Origin of the sequence: Micromonospora sp. TSRI0369 (assembly GCF_001905625.1) — a bacterium.
GTDB lineage: Bacteria > Actinomycetota > Actinomycetes > Mycobacteriales > Micromonosporaceae > Micromonospora > Micromonospora echinospora_A.
Window position 1 is genome coordinate 62,569 of sequence record NZ_LIVU01000016.1, and the last position, 18,214, is coordinate 80,782.

General features: G+C 72.7%; 16 protein-coding genes. 15 read left to right on the forward strand and 1 reads right to left on the reverse strand.

Features of this window, described 5'->3' with window-relative positions; translation table 11 throughout:
* Positions 1-21: 21 nt before the first annotated feature.
* The 14 genes from AMK25_RS30115 (at position 22) to AMK25_RS30180 (ending at position 15,588) form a co-directional block, all read left to right on the forward strand.
* Positions 22-1,299 (forward strand): aspartate aminotransferase family protein, encoded by a 1,278-nt coding sequence (locus AMK25_RS30115; protein ID WP_158070688.1) that lies wholly within the window; start codon positions 22-24, stop codon positions 1,297-1,299.
* Entirely contained in the window at positions 1,296-2,330 is a 1,035-nt protein-coding gene (locus tag AMK25_RS30120) for a Gfo/Idh/MocA family protein (protein WP_073831744.1), read from the forward strand. Before AMK25_RS30115 ends, AMK25_RS30120 begins: the two co-directional genes overlap by 4 nt.
* Positions 2,327-3,481 carry a hypothetical protein gene (locus AMK25_RS30125; RefSeq protein ID WP_073831745.1) on the forward strand — a complete coding sequence of 385 codons (1,155 nt, stop codon included), beginning with the start codon at positions 2,327-2,329 and terminating at the stop codon, positions 3,479-3,481. Before AMK25_RS30120 ends, AMK25_RS30125 begins: the two co-directional genes overlap by 4 nt.
* Positions 3,482-3,596: 115 nt before the next feature.
* Positions 3,597-5,369 carry a fatty acyl-AMP ligase gene (locus tag AMK25_RS30130; RefSeq protein ID WP_073831746.1) on the forward strand — a complete coding sequence of 591 codons (1,773 nt, stop codon included), beginning with the start codon at positions 3,597-3,599 and terminating at the stop codon, positions 5,367-5,369.
* 1 nt (position 5,370) lies between these two features.
* Complete coding sequence (locus AMK25_RS30135; RefSeq protein ID WP_083664873.1) at positions 5,371-7,092, forward strand: acyl-CoA dehydrogenase family protein; 1,722 nt, start codon at positions 5,371-5,373, stop codon at positions 7,090-7,092.
* Positions 7,092-8,798, forward strand: coding sequence for an acyl-CoA dehydrogenase family protein (locus AMK25_RS30140; RefSeq protein WP_073831747.1), 1,707 nt, complete (start codon positions 7,092-7,094; stop codon positions 8,796-8,798). The genes AMK25_RS30135 and AMK25_RS30140 overlap by 1 nt, the downstream gene beginning before the upstream one ends.
* Complete coding sequence (locus AMK25_RS30145; protein ID WP_073831748.1) at positions 8,795-9,067, forward strand: acyl carrier protein; 273 nt, start codon at positions 8,795-8,797, stop codon at positions 9,065-9,067. Before AMK25_RS30140 ends, AMK25_RS30145 begins: the two co-directional genes overlap by 4 nt.
* A complete protein-coding gene (locus AMK25_RS30150) occupies positions 9,064-9,993 on the forward strand; it encodes a ketoacyl-ACP synthase III family protein (protein WP_073831749.1) in 930 nt (309 codons plus the stop codon). Before AMK25_RS30145 ends, AMK25_RS30150 begins: the two co-directional genes overlap by 4 nt.
* Positions 9,994-10,002: 9 nt before the next feature.
* Positions 10,003-11,382: an ATP-binding protein gene (locus AMK25_RS30155; protein WP_073831750.1), complete on the forward strand. Its 1,380-nt coding sequence runs from the start codon at positions 10,003-10,005 to the stop codon at positions 11,380-11,382.
* Positions 11,379-12,635: a diaminopimelate decarboxylase gene (gene lysA / locus AMK25_RS30160; RefSeq protein WP_143194819.1), complete on the forward strand. Its 1,257-nt coding sequence runs from the start codon at positions 11,379-11,381 to the stop codon at positions 12,633-12,635. The genes AMK25_RS30155 and lysA overlap by 4 nt, the downstream gene beginning before the upstream one ends.
* 34 nt (positions 12,636-12,669) lie before the next feature.
* Positions 12,670-12,945, forward strand: a complete 276-nt coding sequence (locus tag AMK25_RS30165; RefSeq protein WP_198937718.1) for an acyl carrier protein — start codon at positions 12,670-12,672, stop codon at positions 12,943-12,945.
* A gap of 65 nt (positions 12,946-13,010) precedes the next feature.
* Positions 13,011-13,784 carry a hypothetical protein gene (locus AMK25_RS30170; protein WP_073831752.1) on the forward strand — a complete coding sequence of 258 codons (774 nt, stop codon included), beginning with the start codon at positions 13,011-13,013 and terminating at the stop codon, positions 13,782-13,784.
* Complete coding sequence (locus AMK25_RS30175) at positions 13,781-14,434, forward strand: hypothetical protein (RefSeq protein ID WP_073831753.1); 654 nt, start codon at positions 13,781-13,783, stop codon at positions 14,432-14,434. Before AMK25_RS30170 ends, AMK25_RS30175 begins: the two co-directional genes overlap by 4 nt.
* The gene (locus AMK25_RS30180) at positions 14,431-15,588 is read left to right on the forward strand and encodes an acyl-CoA dehydrogenase family protein (protein WP_073831771.1); all 1,158 of its coding nucleotides are present in this window, start codon (positions 14,431-14,433) and stop codon (positions 15,586-15,588) included. The genes AMK25_RS30175 and AMK25_RS30180 overlap by 4 nt, the downstream gene beginning before the upstream one ends.
* A 204-nt stretch (positions 15,589-15,792) precedes the next feature.
* Here AMK25_RS30180 and AMK25_RS30185 read toward each other — a convergent pair whose 3' ends face one another.
* Entirely contained in the window at positions 15,793-16,872 is a 1,080-nt protein-coding gene (locus tag AMK25_RS30185; protein WP_073831754.1) for an inositol-3-phosphate synthase, read from the reverse strand.
* A gap of 170 nt (positions 16,873-17,042) precedes the next feature.
* On the opposite strand from AMK25_RS30185, the gene AMK25_RS30190 reads away from it, so the two are divergent.
* Entirely contained in the window at positions 17,043-18,194 is a 1,152-nt protein-coding gene (locus AMK25_RS30190) for a sensor histidine kinase (RefSeq protein ID WP_143194820.1), read from the forward strand.
* The last annotated feature ends 20 nt before the right edge of the window (positions 18,195-18,214 follow it).

Here is an 18,214-nt window from a genome sequence, read left to right on the forward strand (position 1 = left end):
CACTGGGCCGCTGAGCAGGAAGTGATCGGACCCGGCCTGCAGGCCGTCATGCTCTGGGCGCAGTTGTGCGTCGAGTCCGCCGCCGGCGCGGTCCTGGTCGACGTGGACGGCAACGAGATCATCGACTTCCAGGGAGCCGGCGGGGTCAACTCGATCGGCCACGCCAACCCGCGTCTGATCGCCGCCCTCACCGCAGAGCTCGCCACCGCGCCGGCCGGTGCGTTCGGGTCGGCCGGCCGCCGGGCGATGGCCGAGTCGCTGCGCGAGTTCCTGCCGCCGCCGCTGGACCGGATCCAGCTCTACAGCGGCGGCACCGAGGCGGTGGAAGCGGCGCTGCGGCTGGCCAAGTCGGTCACCGGCAAGCACGAGTTCCTGTCGTTCTGGGGCGGCTTCCACGGCAAGACGCTGGGCAGCCTGGCGCTCACCGCGGGGGCACGGGCCGGTCTCGGCCCGCTGCCCTCCGGCTATTTCAGCGCACCGTACGCCAACTGCTACCACTGCCCGCTGAAGATGACCTTCCCGAGTTGTGGCTACGCCTGCGTGGAGACCGTGCGGGAGACCATCAAGGAGAACTCCACCGGCTCACTGGCCGCCCTCGTCGTCGAGCCGGTGCAGGGCCGGTCGGGCAACGTGGTGCCGCCACCGGGCTACCTGACCGCGCTGGCCTCGGTCGCCGACGAGTTCGACGCGTTGCTGATCGTCGACGAGATGATGACCGGTTTCGGTCGTACCGGTGAGTCGTTCGCCTTCATGCGTGACGAGGTGGCGCCGGACATCGTCACGGTCGGCAAGGGGATGGGCGCCGGATACCCGGTCACCGGGGTGATCTCCACCGCGGAGCTGATGGCCGCCAGTCCGTTCGCCGACCCGAGCGCGAGCTCGTCCAGCTTCGGCGCGTTCCCGCTGGCCTGCCGGGCGGTCGCCACCACCACCGACGTGCTGGTCGACGAGGACCTGCCCAGCCACGTGAGCAAGCTCGGCGCCGAGATGCTGGCCGCGCTCGAGCCGCTGGTCGACGAGTCCCCGCTGGTCGGCGACGTCCGGGGCGCCGGATTCGCGATCGGCATCGAGCTGGTCGCCGACAAGCGGTCCCGCCGGCCACTGGACAAGGGCACCTTCCGGGAGACGTTCCTGGCACTGGTCGACGCCGGGGTGCTGGTGATGACCGGAGGCACCACGCTGCGCCTCTACCCACCGCTGAACGTGGACGCGGAGCTGGCCGAGCAGGCCGTCGAGATCATCCGCCGCGTCCTGATCGACGGCGCGGCGCCCCAGCACCTCGAGGAGGTACCGGCATGAGGATCGCCGTCATCGGTTTCGGCACCGCTGGGGAAGGGCGACTGCACGCATACCGTACGGTCACCGCCGGCCGGGTCGTCGCGGTGCTCGACCCGTCGCCGGAGCGGCGGGCCCGGGCCCGGCAGCTCGACCCCGGCCTGGCCACCTACCCGACACTGGCCGAGCTGCTCGCCGCCCAGCCGGTGGACGCGGTCGACATCTGCACCCCACCGAACCATCACGTCGAGCTGGAACGCGAGGCGCTCGCCGCCGGCCTGCACGTGATCTGCGAGAAGCCGGTCGCGGTGCGCACCGACGAGGCGCTCGACCTGATCGACCTGGCCCGGGACCGAGGGCTGCTGCTCTACCCCGCGCACAACTACGGCTTCTCGCCGATGATGCGGGTGCTCACCGGCGCGGTCGCCGGCGGGCGGCTCGGCGGCCCGTTGCGGGCCCGGTTCCGGATCGCCCGTGACTCGCACGCCCGCGGAGTGCCGGGATGGCAACCGGACTGGCGCCGGGACATCTCGGTGGCGCGGGGCGGGATCATGCTCGACCACGGGACGCACTGCGCGTACATGGCCACCCAGCTCTTCGGCGAGGCGCCCCGGACGGTCTCCTGCGTCGCGCAGTGGGCGGACGGTGACGCCACCGCCGGGATGGACGTGGCCGCCCGGCTGGACCTGGAGTTCGGCGACGGCGGGACCTGCGAGATCGACCTGAGCTGGGTCAGTGACACCCGGTCGAACCGCTATCTGGTCAGCGGCCCGGACGGCGCCGCCGACGTGCACGACGGGATGGCCGAGGTGCGTACGGCGGACGGGCTGGAGCGCACCGACCTGGCCCCGCCGAACCGGGACCAGACCCACCAGGAGTGGTTCCCCGGCATGTTCGCCGACTTCGCCGGCCTGGTGGCCGCTGGTACCGGCTGGGACCGGCCGATGCGGGAGGTCGTCACCACGACGGCGCTGATCGAGGCGGCCTACCGGTCGGCGACCTGTGGTGGGGAGCCGGTCGTGCCGGCCGGCCTCTCGGCCGCGGAAGCGCGGTGACGGCCAGCGAGATCCGGCTCAGCGTGGCGATCATGCACCACCCGCGGCGGCGGGAGCGCATCCCACCGCTCGTGCGCGACTGCGCCCCGCTGACCGCCCGGGTGGTCACCGATCCGGACCCGGACGGGGTGCCCAGCCCGTTGCGTACCGCCAAGGTGGCCTGGCGCGCCGTCGCCGACGGCGCCACCCACCACCTGGTGCTGCAGGACGACATCCGGCTGATCCGGAGCTTCGCCACCCAGGTCCACCACGCGATCGCGGCCCGTCCGGAACACGGCATCTCGCTCTACTCGCACTGGGACAGCCCGCAGAACTCGTACCTGGTACGCCGCGCGGTGATCGCCGGTTGGCCGTTCGCGCCGCTGTCGCTGTTCGAGTGGACCCCCACCCAGGGGTTCGTCCTGCCGGTGCGGGTGGCCCGGGAGCTGGCCGACTACCTGGCCGGCATTCCGGACGACGTCAAGGACGACGACGAGATGGTGGTGATGTTCTGCCGGGAGGCCGGCATCCCGGTCGTCGGGACCGTGCCGCACCTGGTCGATCACCGGTTCGATCCGACGATCGTCGGGCATCCCGGCCGGTTCCACGCCACCGTCTTCCTGCCGGCTCCGGTCCTGTCGCCGACGTACTGGCAGTTCAGCACGAGCGCCGAGGAGGCCCTGGCACGGCGGTGCCGCTCCGACGAGAAGCTGCCCTACACCGTGCAGCTGCATCGCAGCCGGTGCCTGCTGCGGCCGCTGCGACCCGGCAGCGGGGAACCGGTCGAACACGGTTTCGGCTGGTACTGGGCTGATCACTGCGGCCTGGTCGGGCTGACCGTGAGCCAGGTGGTGGACGGGTTCGACCGCCTGCTCGGGGTCACCGGCCTGCCCTCGGGCCTGCCCTGGCGACTCGCCCTGGAGGTGTGGGCGGCCGGCTACCTGCTCGGCGCGGACGCGGTGACGGTCCGCCGCGGCGAGGCGGACGGCGTCTGGCCCCCGGCAGCCGTCGGGGCCGGGCTCGCCCAGGCCGCGATGACCAGTTGGATCACCTCCGGCCTGGCGGAGCCGGACGCCGCCGGTCTGACCGTCGAACGGCGTGCGGCGCTGGTCGCCATCGGCCTGGCCGGGGTGTCGCAGGGCTGGCTCGGCGGCTGGCAGGAGGCGTCGTGACCGCCTGGCATACCTGTTCGGCTACCCCAACCGCCCGCTCGATCGAGCCTTCTGCACATGCCGGATCCGGCGCGACGCTGGGTCCGGCACGTCACCGACCCGCGGGGAGCGCCTGATGCCCGACCACGAAACGTTCGTCGACCTGCTGCAGGAGCGTGCCGCCGTCCACCCGGAGCGACCGGCGTTGATCTTCGACACCGATCCCGGACCGGGCGACGCCGGGGTGCGTACGGTGTCGTGGGCCGACCTGGCGGCCCGGGCCCGGCAGATCGCCGTGCTGCTCGCCGACATCGTCCGCGCCGGTGACCGGGTGCTCGTGCTGAACGAGCCCGGCACCGCCTTCGCCGAGAACTTCCTCGGCGTCCAGCACGCCGGTGCGATCCCGGTCCCGGCCCCGCTGCCGGACGGATATCGCCGGCAACGGGAGCGGCTGGCCGGCATCGCGCACAACGCCCAGGTGGCCGCGGTGGTCACCGACGCCGCGGCCCTCGACGCGGTTCGCGACTGGGCGGGCGAGTCCGGGCTGTCCGACGTACCGTGCCTGGCCTTCGACGACATCCCCCTGGATCGGGCGGCGGCATGGCGGCGGCCGGCCGTCGCCGGGTCCACCATCGCCTTCCTGCAGTACACCTCCGGTTCCACCAGCGACCCCAAGGGTGTCGTCGTGGACCACGCGAACCTGCTGCCCAACCTGCGGGCGTTCAACGAGATCCTCGGCGGCGGCGAAGGCGTACGCGTCGGCGGATGGCTGCCCATGTACCACGACTTCGGCCTGATCGGGCAGTTGCTGGCCCCACTCTCGCGGGGCGGGTGCAGCGTCGGGATGTCGGCCACCACGTTCCTCAAACGCCCCGCTACCTGGCTCCGGCTGATCGACCGCCACGACATCGAGATCTCTCCGGCGCCGAACTTCGCGTACGACCTGTGCACCCGGCGGATCACCGACGAGCAGATCGCCGGCGTCGACCTGTCCCGGTGGAAGCGCGCGGTCAACGGCTCGGAACCGGTGCAGGCGGCCACCCTGGCCGCGTTCGGCAGTCGATTCGCCGCCGCCGGGCTGCGGCCGGAGGCCATCTGCCCCGGGTACGGCCTGGCCGAGATCACGCTCAGCGTCAGCGGAGCCACCATCGGTCGCCCGCCGGTGGTGCTCACTGTCGACGCCGAAGAGCTGGAACGGAACGTCGTGACACCGGTCGGAGCCGACCACCCGGAGCCGGTGCGCGAACTCGTAAGCAGCGGCGAGTCCACTCCGGAGTTCGACATCAGGATCGTCGATCCGGCCACCCGGCTGCCGCAACCGCCCGACCGGATCGGCGAGATCTGGCTGCGTGGCACCAGCGTGGCGCGCGGCTACTGGGCCAACCCGGAGGCCACCCGGGAGGTGTTCGACAACGAGCTGGCCGACGGCGAGGGCGGCTTCCTGCGTACCGGGGACCTGGGCCTGCTGCGCGACGGCCAGCTCTACGTGACCGGCCGGATCAAGGAGCTGCTGATCGTCAACGGCCGCAACCTGTACCCGCACGACATCGAGGTGACGGTGCGCGCGGTGGACGAGAGCCTGTCCCGAGGTGTCGGTGCCGCCTTCACCGTCGAGGTGCCGCACGAGGAACTGGTGGTGGTGCAGGAGTGCCGCTCCCGGTCCCTCGACCCGGCGGGCCGCGCCGCCGTGGTCACCGCCGTCCGCCACGTGCTGTCGCGGGAGTTCGGGACCGGCGCGGTCAGCGTGGTGCTGGTCCGTCCCGGCACGGTGCCCCGCACGACCAGCGGCAAGATCCAGCGCGGCCTGGCCCGGATGCTCTTCCTGACCGGCGCCCTCGGCACCGAGCACGAAGAACTCACCGACGGCGTCCGGGCCGCGCGCCGGTCCGACGACCGGGTGCGGGCCTGAGATGACCGCGCCCACCCTGCCCCTGGCCGCGACCGTGGCCCGGCACCTCGACGAGCGGCTGGGCGATCCGGACGACGCCGACGTCGTCTTCAGCCACGCCCGGGTCGCCGCCGCGGACGAGAGCGAGGCGTTCCCGGCGGAGATCTGCGCGCACCTGGACCGGCTCGGCCTGCCGGCGCACTACGTCCCGGCGGCGTACGGCGGTGAGCTGCGCGGCTTCGACACCCTGGTCCAGGTCCTGCGGGTGATCGCACGCCGGGACCTGACGACTGCCATCGGACACGGCAAGACGTTCCTCGGCGCGGCCTCGGTCTGGGCCCGGCCGCCGCGCGACGAGGCGGACCGGGCGCAGGCCCGCGCGCTCGCCGGCACGATCCTGGCCGGAGTGCCCGTCTGCTGGGCGCTCACCGAACCGGGCCACGGCAGCGACCTGCTCGGCGGTGAGGTCTCGGCGGTTCCGCACGACGACGGGTACCGGGTGACCGGGACGAAATGGCTGATCAACAACGCCACCCGGGCCGGCGTGGTGTGCCTGCTGGCGCGGACCGACCCGGCCGGCGGGCCACGCGGCTTCACGGTGCTGCTCGTCGACAAGCGGGAACTTCCCGCGCACTCGTACCGGTGCCTGCCCAGGGAGCCGACCCACGGCATCCGGGGCGCCGACATCAGCGGGATCGTCCTCGACGACGCGTGGTTACCGGAGACGGCCCTGGTCGGCGCGCGTGGCACCGGCCTGGAGACGGTGCTGCGCGCCCTGCAGTTGACGCGTACCACCTGCGCCGCGTTGTCGCTCGGTGCGGCCGACCACGCGCTGGCGCTGGTCCGGCGGTACCTGACCGACCGTCGGCTGTACGGCCGGCGGCTGGCCGACGTGCCGTACCTGCGGCGCGGGGTGGGCCGGCTGCACGCCATGCTGTTCCTGGCCGAAGCGGTGACCGCCCTGGTCACGCGGGCGGCGACGGCGGAGACCGAGGAACTGGGCGTGCTCGCCCCGGTGCTCAAGGCCTTCGTGCCGGCACTCACCGACGAACTGATCGCAGGGTGCGGCGAGCAACTCGGCGCCCGTGCCTTCCTGACCGGCATCCCTGATTACGGACGCTTCCAGAAGGTGGAGCGGGACCACCGGATCGTCGGGATCTTCGACGGCAGCACCCCGGTCAACCGCAACGCGCTGATCAACCAGTTCCCGCAACTGGCGCGGGGCTGGCCCGGTGGCCCGGTGGACGCGGCCCGGCTACGGTCGCTGGCCGACCTGCGGGTGCCGGTGCCCGAGCTGGACCCGGACCGGATCTCGCTGGCCGCCGGTCGCGGCTGCCTGCCGTTGCGCGGGCTGGCCGCTGCGGTGCCGGCCGTCCGCGCGGCCGGCGGCCCGGCGGCCCGGGCCGAGGCGCTCCTGGCCGCTACCGAACTGCTGCACACCGAGCTCGCCGGGTACCGCCCACGGCCGCACGACGTGGAACCCGCCGCCTACGACCTGGCCCACCGGTACGAGCTGTGCGTGGCCGGCGCGAGCGCGGTGCACCTGTGGCTGCACAACCACGAGCACGCCGGCGCCGACCCGCTGTGGGCGGACGGGCTGTGGCTCGACGCGGCGCTGACCTGGGTGCTGCACCGCCTCGGCGTCGCGCCGGACCGTCCCGAGAGCTACGACCGGGTGTACGCGGTCCTCGTCCCGGGCCGTCGCCCCTCGGTGCTCGACCTCGACGGCGCCGAGGAGGCGTGATGAGCACCGTGCGGGAGCTGGAGAGCCGCTTCGGTGATCCGTGGGACCCGGCGAACCCCCTCGGGAACCGGGCCGTGCTGGCGGCCGACGAGCGGCAGGAGATGTTCGCCGACGGTGAGCGGATGCTCGACGACTTCGGACTCAACGCCGAGTTCGTGCCGGTCGCCCGGGGCGGCCGGATGGCCGGCCTGGACCGGCTGATCCGGATGATGCGCTCGGTGTTCCGGCGGGACCCCTGCCTGGGCCTCGGTTACGGCGCCAGCTCGTTCATCGCCTCGGTCAACGTGTGGGCCGGCGGCGACGATGCCCAGCAGCGACGGCTGGCGGAGCTGCTGCTCTCCGGCCGGCGGGTGGCGTCCGTCTACCACGAGCTGGCACACGGCAACGACTTCGCGCGGGTGGACTTCCGGGCCGACCCGGGGCGGCCGGGCGAGCTGCTGCTCAGCGGCCGCAAGGAGGTGGTCACCAACGCGCAGCGGTGCAGCGCGATGGTGATCTTCAGTCGCACCTCGGACGCGGCCGGTGGCCGCAGCCACACCCAGTTGTTCGTGGAGAAGGACACGCTGCCGCCGGACGCGCTGCGGTATCTGCCGCGGTTCTCCAGCAGCGGGATGCGCGGCGTGCAGCTCGGCGGGATCGAGCTGGACCGGTGCCCGGTCGACGCGGGCGTGGCGCTCGGGCCGCCCGGCTCGGCCATGGAGGTCGCGCTGCGCTCGTTCCAGCTCACCCGGACCGGGCTGCCGGCGATGACGCTGGGCGTGCTGGACACCGGCCTGCGCGCGGTGCTGCGGTTCGGTGAGGACCGGCGGCTGCGCGGACGGCCGGTGGGCGCCATGCCGGTGGTCCGTACCGCACTGGCCGAGGCGTTCACGGACCTGCTGATCGCCGACTGCCTGTCCACCACCGTCGCCCGCGCCGTGCACCTGCTGCCCGAGGACACCAACGCGTACGCCTCGGCCGTCAAGTACGTCGTGTCCGGCCGATCCATCCGCGCCATGGCCCGGCTCGGTGAGCTGCTCGGCGCGCAGAGCTACCTGCGCACCGGCGAGTACGGCATCTTCCAGAAGTTGCAGCGCGACCTGGCGCCGGCGGGGTTCGGGCACGCAGCCCGGGTCGCCTGCCTGGCCACCGTCCTCCCGCAGCTCCCCCGGCTGGCCCGGCGCTCCTGGGCGACCGGCCAGGAGCCACCGCCCGCCCTGTACGACCTGGACGCCGATCTTCCGGCCCTGCCGTTCGACCGGCTCCGGATCGCCTCGACGGCCGACCCGCTCACGGCGCAGCTGCTCGCCGCCGCCGAGGCGATGCCGGCCGGCGACGACCGGCTGCGCGGACTGGTCCGGCGCTTCACCGCCGAGCTGGCCCGGCTGCGTTCGGCGGCGCTCGGACTCCGTCCGGCTGACCTGGCGATCGGCGGCGACCCGGCCGCACTCGACCTGACCGCCCGGTACACCACGGTGCTGACCGCCGCCACCTGCCTGAACCTCTGGCTGGCCGAGCAGCGCCGCCCCGGAACCTTCCTGGCCGACCCGGCCTGGGTGACGGCGGCCCTGCTGCGGCTGGCCGACGAGCTGGACGGCACGTCCCGGTCGCTACCGGCCGCGCTGGCCGGCCCGATCCACGCGGAGCTCGCCCGCCGGTACGCCGCCGGCCGGGCCTTCGACCTGTCCGACAGCGTGCTGCCCGACCTTCCTAGGAGCCGGAATTGACCATCTTGCCGAACCACCGGGCCGCCGGACAGCTCCGTCCGTGGCTGCGGGACCGCGTCGCCGATTTCACCAACCGGGACCCGGCCACCATCGACACCGCCACGCCCCTGGCCGATCTGGGCCTCGACTCGGTGTACGCGCTCGCGCTCTGCGGCGAGATCGAGGACCACCTCGGGGTGCCCCTGGAACCGACGATCGTGTGGGACCACCCGAGCATCGACGCGCTCACCGAGTACCTGTCCGGCCTGCCGCTGGACGCCGGGACGTGACCGCCCTCGAAGCGGTCTCCGCCTACCTGCCGCCGGAACGGGTGCCGATCGACTCGCTGGCCGGTGAGCTGGGACTGACCGACACGCAGGTCCGGATGTTCCGCCGGTACTACGGACTGGCCGAGGTGCTGCGGGAACCGACCGGCACGATCACCGACCTGATGCTCAACGCCGCGGCGAAACTGTCCGAGCTGCGCGGCCGCGAATCCCAGGTCCGGTACGTGGTGCAGGCCCGGACCCTGCAGGCGATCGCGCCGTACCCCGAGGATCCGCTGCACGACGTGGTGCGGGCCCTCGGCCTGCGGCACGCGCGGGCCTTCGCGGTCACCCAGCACGCCTGCGCCTCAGGGCTGCTCGCCGTCGAGATGGCCGGCCGGCTGCTCGCCGAGGACGGCGAGCCCGGCGCGCTGGCCCTGGTCTTCGTCGGTGAGAAGGCGTTCACCCCGTCGGCCCGGATGATCCCCGGCACCGCGCTGATGGGGGAGGGCTGCGCGGCCGTCCTGGTCGGCACGGGCCGGCGCGACCGGCTGCTGTCGTACGCCTCGGCCACCCACGGCGAGTTCAACGCCGGGCTGTCCCTGACCGCGCAGATGTCCCTGGAGTTCCAGCAACGCTATCCGGACGCGCTCGCCGAGGTGATCCTCGCGGCGGTGGCGCGCGCCGGGATCACCGTCGCCGACCTGGACGTGGTGTTGCCGCACAACGTGAACCGGGTGTCCTGGGTCCGGGTGGCGCGCAAGGTCGGGATCCCGGTGGAGCGCCTGTTCCTGGACAACATGCCGGTCACCGGTCACTGCTTCTGCGCCGATTCCTTCCTCAACTACGTCGCGGCCCGCGAGCTGGGCCGGCTACGGCCCGGCGACCGCTACCTGATGGCAGCGGTCGGACTGGGTTCGACCTTCGCCGCCGCGGTCTTCGAGCACTGACAGGACGCTATGACGACGACACAGGAACCTTTCGTCAGACGGCTGCGGACGGCGTTGCTGGGCACCGCCCGGATCCCGCTGGTGTTCCTCGGCAACTTCGAGGTCGAGCAGCGGTGGGGCGGTGACGAGCCGGGCCTGCCCCGCGTCGCGCTGACCGCGGGTGACGCGATGGTCAACCGGATGGACGAGTTCGCCCTGCTGCTGGCCGGCCCGGACGACTACGTGGTGCTCAAGGACCGGCCGGACCCGGAGCACCTGGCCCATCTGGAGACGCTCGGCACGGCCCTGCCGCATCTGCTGATCACCGACCGCCAGGACCCGCACCGCACGGTGACCCAGGACGCGCTGGACAGCCCGGCCCTGCTGGCCCGGTTGTCCGCCCTGGCCGGGGCGGCCGCGATCGTCCCGCACGGGGTCTCCGGGGACGAGGAGGCGCTCGCCGCGCTGACCGGGGTCGCGCTGGCCGGGTCGCCGGCAGCCGTCTGCAAGGCCGTCAACGGCAAGATCTACAGCCGGCGGATCGCCACCGAGCTGGGGCTGCGCCAGTCCGCGGGCTGGATCTGCGAGACCGTCGAGGACCTGGACGAGGCGGTGGAACACGCCCGGGCCCTGCTCGCGGCCGGGCGGCCGGTGGTGCTCAAGGACTCGTACGGGGTGTCCGGCAAGGGCCTGCTGCTGATCCGGGACGCGGCGCGCCTGGACCAGATCCACCGGACGCTGCGCCGCCGGGCCGACCGCTCCGGCGATCAGCGGCTGGCGCTGCTGGTCGAGGAGTGGGTCGCCAAGACCGTCGACCTCAACTACCAGTTCACCGTGTTCCGCGACGGCGGGGTGCACTTCGACTTCGTCAAGGAGGCGGTCACCGCCAACGGCGTACACAAGGGGCACCGGATGCCGGCCGGGCTCACCGAGGGCCAGCTCGCGATCGTGACGCACAGCGCCGCGGTGCTCGGCGCCCGGCTCGCCCGCGACGGCTACCACGGCGTGGTCGGGGTGGACGCGATGCTCGACCCGGAGGGCGGCGTCTATCCGGTCGTGGAGATCAACGCGCGGCACAACATGTCGACGTACCAGGTGGGTCTCCAGGAACACCTGGTGCCGGCGGGCTGGTACGCGCTGGCCCGGCAGTACCCGCTGCGCCTGGCGCGGCCGCTGCGCTTCGGCGAGGTCCGGGACGGGCTCGGGCCGTGGCTGCTGAGCGCCGCCGGTGACGCCGGGATGGTGGTGCAGAACTTCTCGACGGTGAACGCCCTGGTGCGAGAGGGCGCGGGAGCTGCCGACGGCCGGCTGTACGGCCTGCTGACCGCGCCGACGGCCGACGAGCTGGCGGCGATGGACGGGGAGATCGCGGGCCGCCTGGCGGCCGTGGCGGAAGGAACACGACAGTGACCGGAGAAATGACGATCCAGGGCGTGGCGATGTCCGAACTGGCCGAGCGGTTCGGCACGCCCCTCTACGTGTACGACGGCGACAGCCTGCGCGGGCAGTACCTGGGGCTGCGCGAGCGGCTGCATCCGGCGATGGAGATCTTCTACTCGCTGAAGGCCAACCCGAACGTGGCCGTCTGCGCCCTGCTCGGTTCGCTGGGCGCCCGGGCGGAGGTGTCGTCGATGGTGGAGCTGCGTACCGCGCTCGCCGCCGGGGTGGCTCCGCGCGACATCATCTTCCTCGGCCCCGGCAAGAGCCGCGCCGAACTCGAGGCATGCCTGTCCGAGGGCGTCTTCGCGCTGGTCTGCGAGTCGTTCGGGGAACTGGCGGTGATCGACGAGCTGGCCCGGGAGCGGGGCGTCATCGCCCCGGTGATGCTGCGGGTCAACCCGAGCTTCGCGGTCAAGGGCTCCGGCCTCACCATGGGCGGCAAACCGCGCCAGTTCGGGATCGACGAGCAGCAGCTCTTCGACGAGGCCGACCTGGTCAAGAACCATCCCGGGGTACGCGTCCTGGGCGTACACGCCTACCTGGGCACTCGCATCCTCGATCCCGAGGTGATCGCCGAGAACGCCCGCCGGATCATCGACCTGGCCGAGCGACTCGCCGAGCGGCTGGACTTCGTCCTGGAAGCGGTCGACGTGGGCGGTGGCCTCGGCGTGGCCTACTTCCCCGGCGAGCCGGACCTCGACCCGGCCGCTGTCGCCCACCTGCTCAACCCGGTCGTCGAGGCGTTCCACGCCGCGCACCCCGGGGCCCGGCTGCTGTTGGAGCTCGGCCGGTACCTGGCCGCGCCGTGCGGCACCTACGTCACCCGCGTGCGGTACGTGAAGAGTTCTATGGGGGAGCGTTTCGCGGTCACCGACGGCGGCACGAACCACCACATGGCGGCCGTCGGCATCGGCTCCTACGTCAAACGCAACTTTCCGATGCGGCTGCTCAACCGGGCCGGCACGGACGCCGGCCCGTGGAACGTCACCGGCCCGCTGTGCACACCGAACGACACCGTCGGCCGCAACGTGGATCTGCCCGAGCTGCGGCCGGGCGACCTGGTCGGCGTGCTGCGCTCCGGCGCGTACGGCCCGAGCGCCTCGCCGGTGCTCTTCCTCAGCCACGGCCACCCGGCCGAGGTGCTGGTGGACGGCGGCCGGGCCCGCCTGGTCCGCCGCCGCGACACCGTCGAGGACCTGCTCGGCCCGCAGATCCTCGACTGACAACCCATCCCGACCGGCACACAGGAGGCCCGCCATGACCATGGCTTCGGAAGCCACAGTCGACCGCGCCGCGGTCGTCGACCACATGATCGACGCCGTTGTCGCGGTGCTGAACCGCGACTCCGTCCAGGTGACCGAGCAGACCCGGCTGATGGACGAGCTCGGGTTGGACTCGACGAACGTCCTCGAACTGCTCATGCACATCGAGGACCGGCTGAACGTCGTGATCGACTCGGACACGCTGGAGCAGCACCACTTCGAGTCGGTCGGCACCCTCGCCGACTACGTCATCGGCCAGGGCCTGGCCTGACGCCGATGTTCCTGTCCATCGCCCCGGCCCCATCGGTCCGTACGGGCCGGCTCAGGCCGACTCAGGTGATCGCCCGCCGGTTCGACCCCGATCCGGAGCCGTACCGGGACGATCCGTTGCTCGAGGAATACCTCTCGGACATGACCGAGCTGTACGGTCGTCGCTTCGACCGGGATCTGCACGCGGCGGCCGCCCGTAACTCGTTCACCGGGATGGCGGACCGCCTGGTGCGCGATCTCGACCTCGCGGCGCCGGTGGACCTGATCGCCATCGCGCACTCCACTCCGGACGGCGACCCACGCCGGGTCACCGCCTGCTACCTCAACGAGCTGGTGCCGGGCGATCCCCTCGCCTTCGCGGTGTCCGATCAGGGGCCGGCGGCGGCGTTCACCGCCCTGCGGCTGCTCGGGACCTACTCCGGCGACTTCCCGGGCTGCCGGGCGCTGCTGCTGATCCTGGAACAGACGACGATGTCGTACGAGCTGGTCGGGCCCCGCTATCCGGTACCCGGCCACGACGTCGGGGTGGCTGTGCTGCTGGAGCCGGCCGCCTCGGACGGGACCACCGTGCACCAGCGCCCGGACGTCTCACCGGCGGCGGCCGGGACGCTGCTCGACGAACTGGTGCCGGCGGACGCCGTCCTGATCGCCGGTCCCGGCCTGACCGCCGGCCGCCCGGCGGTTCCGGCGCCGGGGCTGGGTGCGGCCGGTGTCTGGGCCGAGTTCGCCCGGCAGCGGGCGGGCACCGCCGGGCCGATCGCGGTGGCGGACCACGACCCGGTCTCGGGCACCCTCTGTGTGGCGGTCTTCGCCGGCTCGGACCCGGAGGCGCGGTCGTGATCGCCGACGAGGCCCGGCGCAGCGCCCGGACCGGCGGGCTCACCGCCACGCTCACCGCGATGCACGCCACGCTGGCGGACCGGGTCCTGCCGTGCGGCCCGACCGGGTGCTGCGTGTTGCCCGAGCCGGCGCTGCACGACGCCGGCCGGGTCTGGACCGGGGACACGATCGCCGCCCTGGACCCGGTCGCCGTGGAGCGGCTCGGCACTGTCGAGACACCGGACGGCCCGCTGACGGCCGTCCGCTACCGGGGCGCCCCCGGGCCGACCGGTACGCCGGCGCCCTGGCCGGACTGGCTGGCCGCGCTGGCCGGGCTCCGGCTCGGGCTCTCCGAGGCCCTGCTCGACGTCACTCTCGCCCACCTCGGTGACCGCCGCGTCGGCGACACCCCGCTGGTGCTGCAACAGATGATCAAGGGCGCTCTGGCGGACGCCGTCACCGAGCAGATCGAGATCAAGGTCCGGCTGACCGGTACGCCGCCACCGGCCGGCTCCCTGGCCTGGCTGCATCGGCAGATCACCACTGCCGACCGCATGCTGCTGCGCCTGCTCGGGGCCAGCGGGTTCACCGCTGACGGACCGGGCGCGGTGGTCAATGCGTCGGAGTTGCTGGCCGACGCCTGGATCGGTGGAGAGGAGTGGGCGCCGTGATCGAACTGGACGACCGGCTCGGCGCCGCCCGGGCGCACGCCCGGGACTGGGCGCGCGACCTGCGCTCGACGGCGCTGGAGCTGGACCGCGACCCGGACACCGTGTACCGGTGCCTGGACAACCCCGCCGTACGGCACCTGTCCACCATGCTCATCCCGGCGCCGTGGTTGCCGGACCGGACGCTCATCGGCGGGTACCGGTTCGACGGCATGACGGCAATGGAACGCGTGGTGTTCGCCGAGGAGATCGCCGCCGGGGACGCCGGCATGATGCTCGCGTCCCCCGGCGCCTCGCTGTCCGGGGTGCTCGTCGACCTGCTCGCCGACAAGGAGCAGAAGGAGTGGTTCTACGGCCGGCTGCTGGCCGCGCCGACGTGGACCTTCTTCGCGCTGACCGAGCCCGACCACGGATCGGACGCGGCTGCGATGGGTACGAGGTTGGACCCCGACGGCGAGGGAGGTCTGCTCCTGCGCGGCGCCAAGCGCTACATCGGCAACGGCGCCCGCGCCCAGGTCGGCGTCGTCTTCGCCCGGGACCGGCCCGGGCCCCTCGGCGCCACCGCGGTGCTGGTCGAGACCGGCGCGCCCGGTTTCAAGGCCGAGCCGATCCCGACGATCGGCCTGCGCGGCGCCCAGCTCAGCGCGATCACCCTGGACGGCGTGCCGGTACCGGAGGGCCGGGTGCTCGGCCGCCACCTCAGCCCCACCCGGCGCGGGGTGTGGAGCGGCGTGCAGATGTTCAACCGCCTCCGACCCGGTGTGGCGGCGATCGCACTGGGCATCGCCCGGTCCGCGCACGACTACGTCACCGAGCAACGCGGTTCGCTGTCCAAGGCCGACCGGCTGCGCTGGGAACGGACCGGCCGGCGGATCGACGGCGTGCGACAGCTCATCTGGCAGGCCGCCGCGATCGTGGACGCCCAGCCCGCCAACGGCCACCTGGCCTCGGCGGCGAAGGCCCGGGCGGCCCGGCTGGCCGAGGAGGTGACGCTGGAGGCGCTGGAGTACTTCGGCCCGGGCGCACGGCTGACGCAGCCGATGCTGGACAAGCTGATCCGCGACGCCCGGGGCGTCGAATTCATGGAAGGCACCGGCAACATCCAGCGACTCAACACCTTCCAGGGCCTCGTCCAGGGCAAACTCGACAGTGACTGAGCCGGACGGCGTCGACGTCTGGACCGTCCACCTGGACGGGCGCCTACTTCCTGCGGGACCTGCCCGACCACGACGCCTTCCGTGGCGCTGGCCGGAGCGCATCCCGCGGCCTGTCACCACCACGAGTTCCGTCGCGATCTGAGGCGGAAACCCTGACGGACGACGACGGGGGAGCCGGACTCCGGCTCCCCCGTCACCTGCCGGTCAGCGTTCGACCTCGCCGCGGATGAAGCGCTCGACGGCGTCCCGGGCGGCGGCGTCGTCGTACTGCTCGGGCGGCGACTTCATGAAGTACGAGGAGGCGGAGAGGATGGGCCCGCCGACTCCCCGATCCATGGCGATCCTGGTCGCCCGGACCGCGTCGATGATCACGCCGGCCGAGTTGGGCGAGTCCCAGAGCTCGAGCTTGTACTCCAGTTGCAGAGGCACGTCGCCGAACGCCCGCCCCTCCAGGCGCACCAGCGCGTACTTGCGGTCCTCCAGGAACGGCACGTAGTCGCTGGGACCGATGTGCACGTCGCCGGCGGCCATCTCGTGGGGGATCTGCGAGGTGACGGCCCGGGTCTTGGACAGCTTCTTCGATGCCAGCCGCCGACGCTCCAGCATGTTCATGAAGTCCATGTTGCCGCCGAAGTTGAGCTGGTAGGTGCGCTCCAGCCGGACCCCGCGGTCCTCGAAGAGCTTCGCGAGCACCCGGTGGGTGATGGTGGCGCCCACCTGCGACTTGATGTCGTCGCCGATGATCGGCACGCCGGCCTCGGTGAACCGGGCCGCCCACACCGGGTCCGAGGCGATGAACACCGGTAGCGCGTTGACGAACCCCACCCCCGCCTCCAGCGCGCACCGGGCGTAGAACCGGTCGGCATCCTCCGATCCCACCGGCAGGTACGACACGAGGACGTCGGCCCCGGACTCGCGCAGTACGCGAACCACGTCGACGGCCCGCTCGTCGGACTCCTCGATCATCTCCCGGTAGTACTCACCGAGACCGTCGAGCGTCGGGCCACGCCGCACGACGACCCCGGACGGGGGAACGTCGCAGATCTTGATGGTGTTGTTGCCACTCGCGACGATGGCCTCGGACAGGTCCCGGCCCACCTTCTTCGCGTCCACGTCGAAAGCCGCGACGAACTCGATGTCGCCGACGTGGTAGTCGCCGAAGGCGACGTGCATGAGGCCGGGAACGGTGTCGGTCGTCCTCGCGTCCCGGTAGTACTCGACGCCTTGCACCAGCGACGCGGCACAGTTGCCGACCCCGGCTATGGCGACGCGGACTGCGCCCACGTGGTGCCTCCTTCTCTCTGCGACAGAACCCGATTCAACCGATCCGCTCGTCGCGGTCTCCACCTCGATGTCCTGAACAGGACATCGACGGCGGTCCGAGGGCGTGCGTACCGGCCGGACGGCTCTCCGGAGCCGCATACTGGGGACCGCCGCGCGTTGAGGAGCCGATCGTGCCGTTGTCCATGCCTCTTCCGGCCACCGTCCGGGCGCAGGCGCGACCCGCGCGGCTGCCCCGCAACGCCACGCTCTGGCTGGACGGGCTGATCGCGGTGGCCGTGTTCGTCGGCACCGCCCTGCCGGTGGCGTTCTCCGAGGACGGGAAGGTCTGGCACATCCTGGTGGCCGCCGGCGCGTCGCTACCGCTGATCTGGCGCCGACGGGCTCCGCTGCTCACCACGGTGACAGTGGGCCTGGCGATCAGCGTCCTCGGGCTCTCGCACCAGATGCCGCCGCTGCCCTTCGGGCCGCTCGTCGCGACGTACACGTTCGCGTCGCTGAGCCCGTCCCCGTGGCGGCAGGTCGCGATCGGCGTGCAGGCCGTGGGGGTGGTCGTCTCACTTGTGGTCCCGGGCGAGAGCGCCGCCACCTTCGGGTACGTCGGGATGGCGTACGTGGCGGCGTACAGCATGGGGATCGCCTCCCGAGGGCGCGGCGACCGGATCGCGGTGCTCGAGGAACGGGCTGCCCGCCAGGAGGAGGAACGAGCCGCCGCCGCCGCGCGCGACCGCAACCGGATCGCCCGCGAGGTGCACGACATCGTGGCGCACACGGTCGCGATCATGGTGGTCCAGGCGGAGGCCGGGCCGGTGGTGGCCCGCACCGACCCGGCTCGGGTCGAGAAGACCTTCGAGGTGATCGCCGAGAGCGGCCGGTCCGCCATCGCCCAGCTCCGGCGGTCGTTGGCCGCGCTGCGTTCGGCGGAGGGCGAGCAGCGGCCGGCCCCGGCGCCCGGGGTGGGTGACGTACCGCAACTGCTCGGCGAGGCGCGCCGGGGCGGCCTGGAGGCGGCGGTGCGCTGGCGCGGGCAGCAGCGGCCACTGCCCGCCGACGTGGACGCCACGGTCTTCCGGGTGGTGCAGGAGGCGCTGACAAACACCATCCGGCACGCGCGGGCGTCGATGGTGGACGTGCTGATCGAGTTCAATCCGCGGGAAATCCGGGTCACGGTGACCGACGACGGCATCGGTGCGGTGGATGTCGGCGGCGGATACGGGATGATGGGCATGCGGGAGCGGGTCACCGCCTGTGGTGGTGAGCTGAGCATCGGAGCGGGTCCCGATGGCGGCGGCTTCACTGTGAGCGCCGTCCTGCCCACCGAGTGAGCTGCTACGAATCGAGGGGT

Coding starts and splice junctions, on each gene's coding strand:
- AMK25_RS30120 (WP_073831744.1), top strand. CDS start 1,296: ATGAGGATCGCCGTCATCGGTTTCGGCACCGCTGGGGAAGGGCGACTG.
- AMK25_RS30155 (WP_073831750.1), top strand. CDS start 10,003: ATGACGACGACACAGGAACCTTTCGTCAGACGGCTGCGGACGGCGTTG.
- AMK25_RS30165 (WP_198937718.1), top strand. CDS start 12,670: ATGACCATGGCTTCGGAAGCCACAGTCGACCGCGCCGCGGTCGTCGAC.
- AMK25_RS30140 (WP_073831747.1), top strand. CDS start 7,092: ATGAGCACCGTGCGGGAGCTGGAGAGCCGCTTCGGTGATCCGTGGGAC.
- AMK25_RS30130 (WP_073831746.1), top strand. CDS start 3,597: ATGCCCGACCACGAAACGTTCGTCGACCTGCTGCAGGAGCGTGCCGCC.
- AMK25_RS30135 (WP_083664873.1), top strand. CDS start 5,371: ATGACCGCGCCCACCCTGCCCCTGGCCGCGACCGTGGCCCGGCACCTC.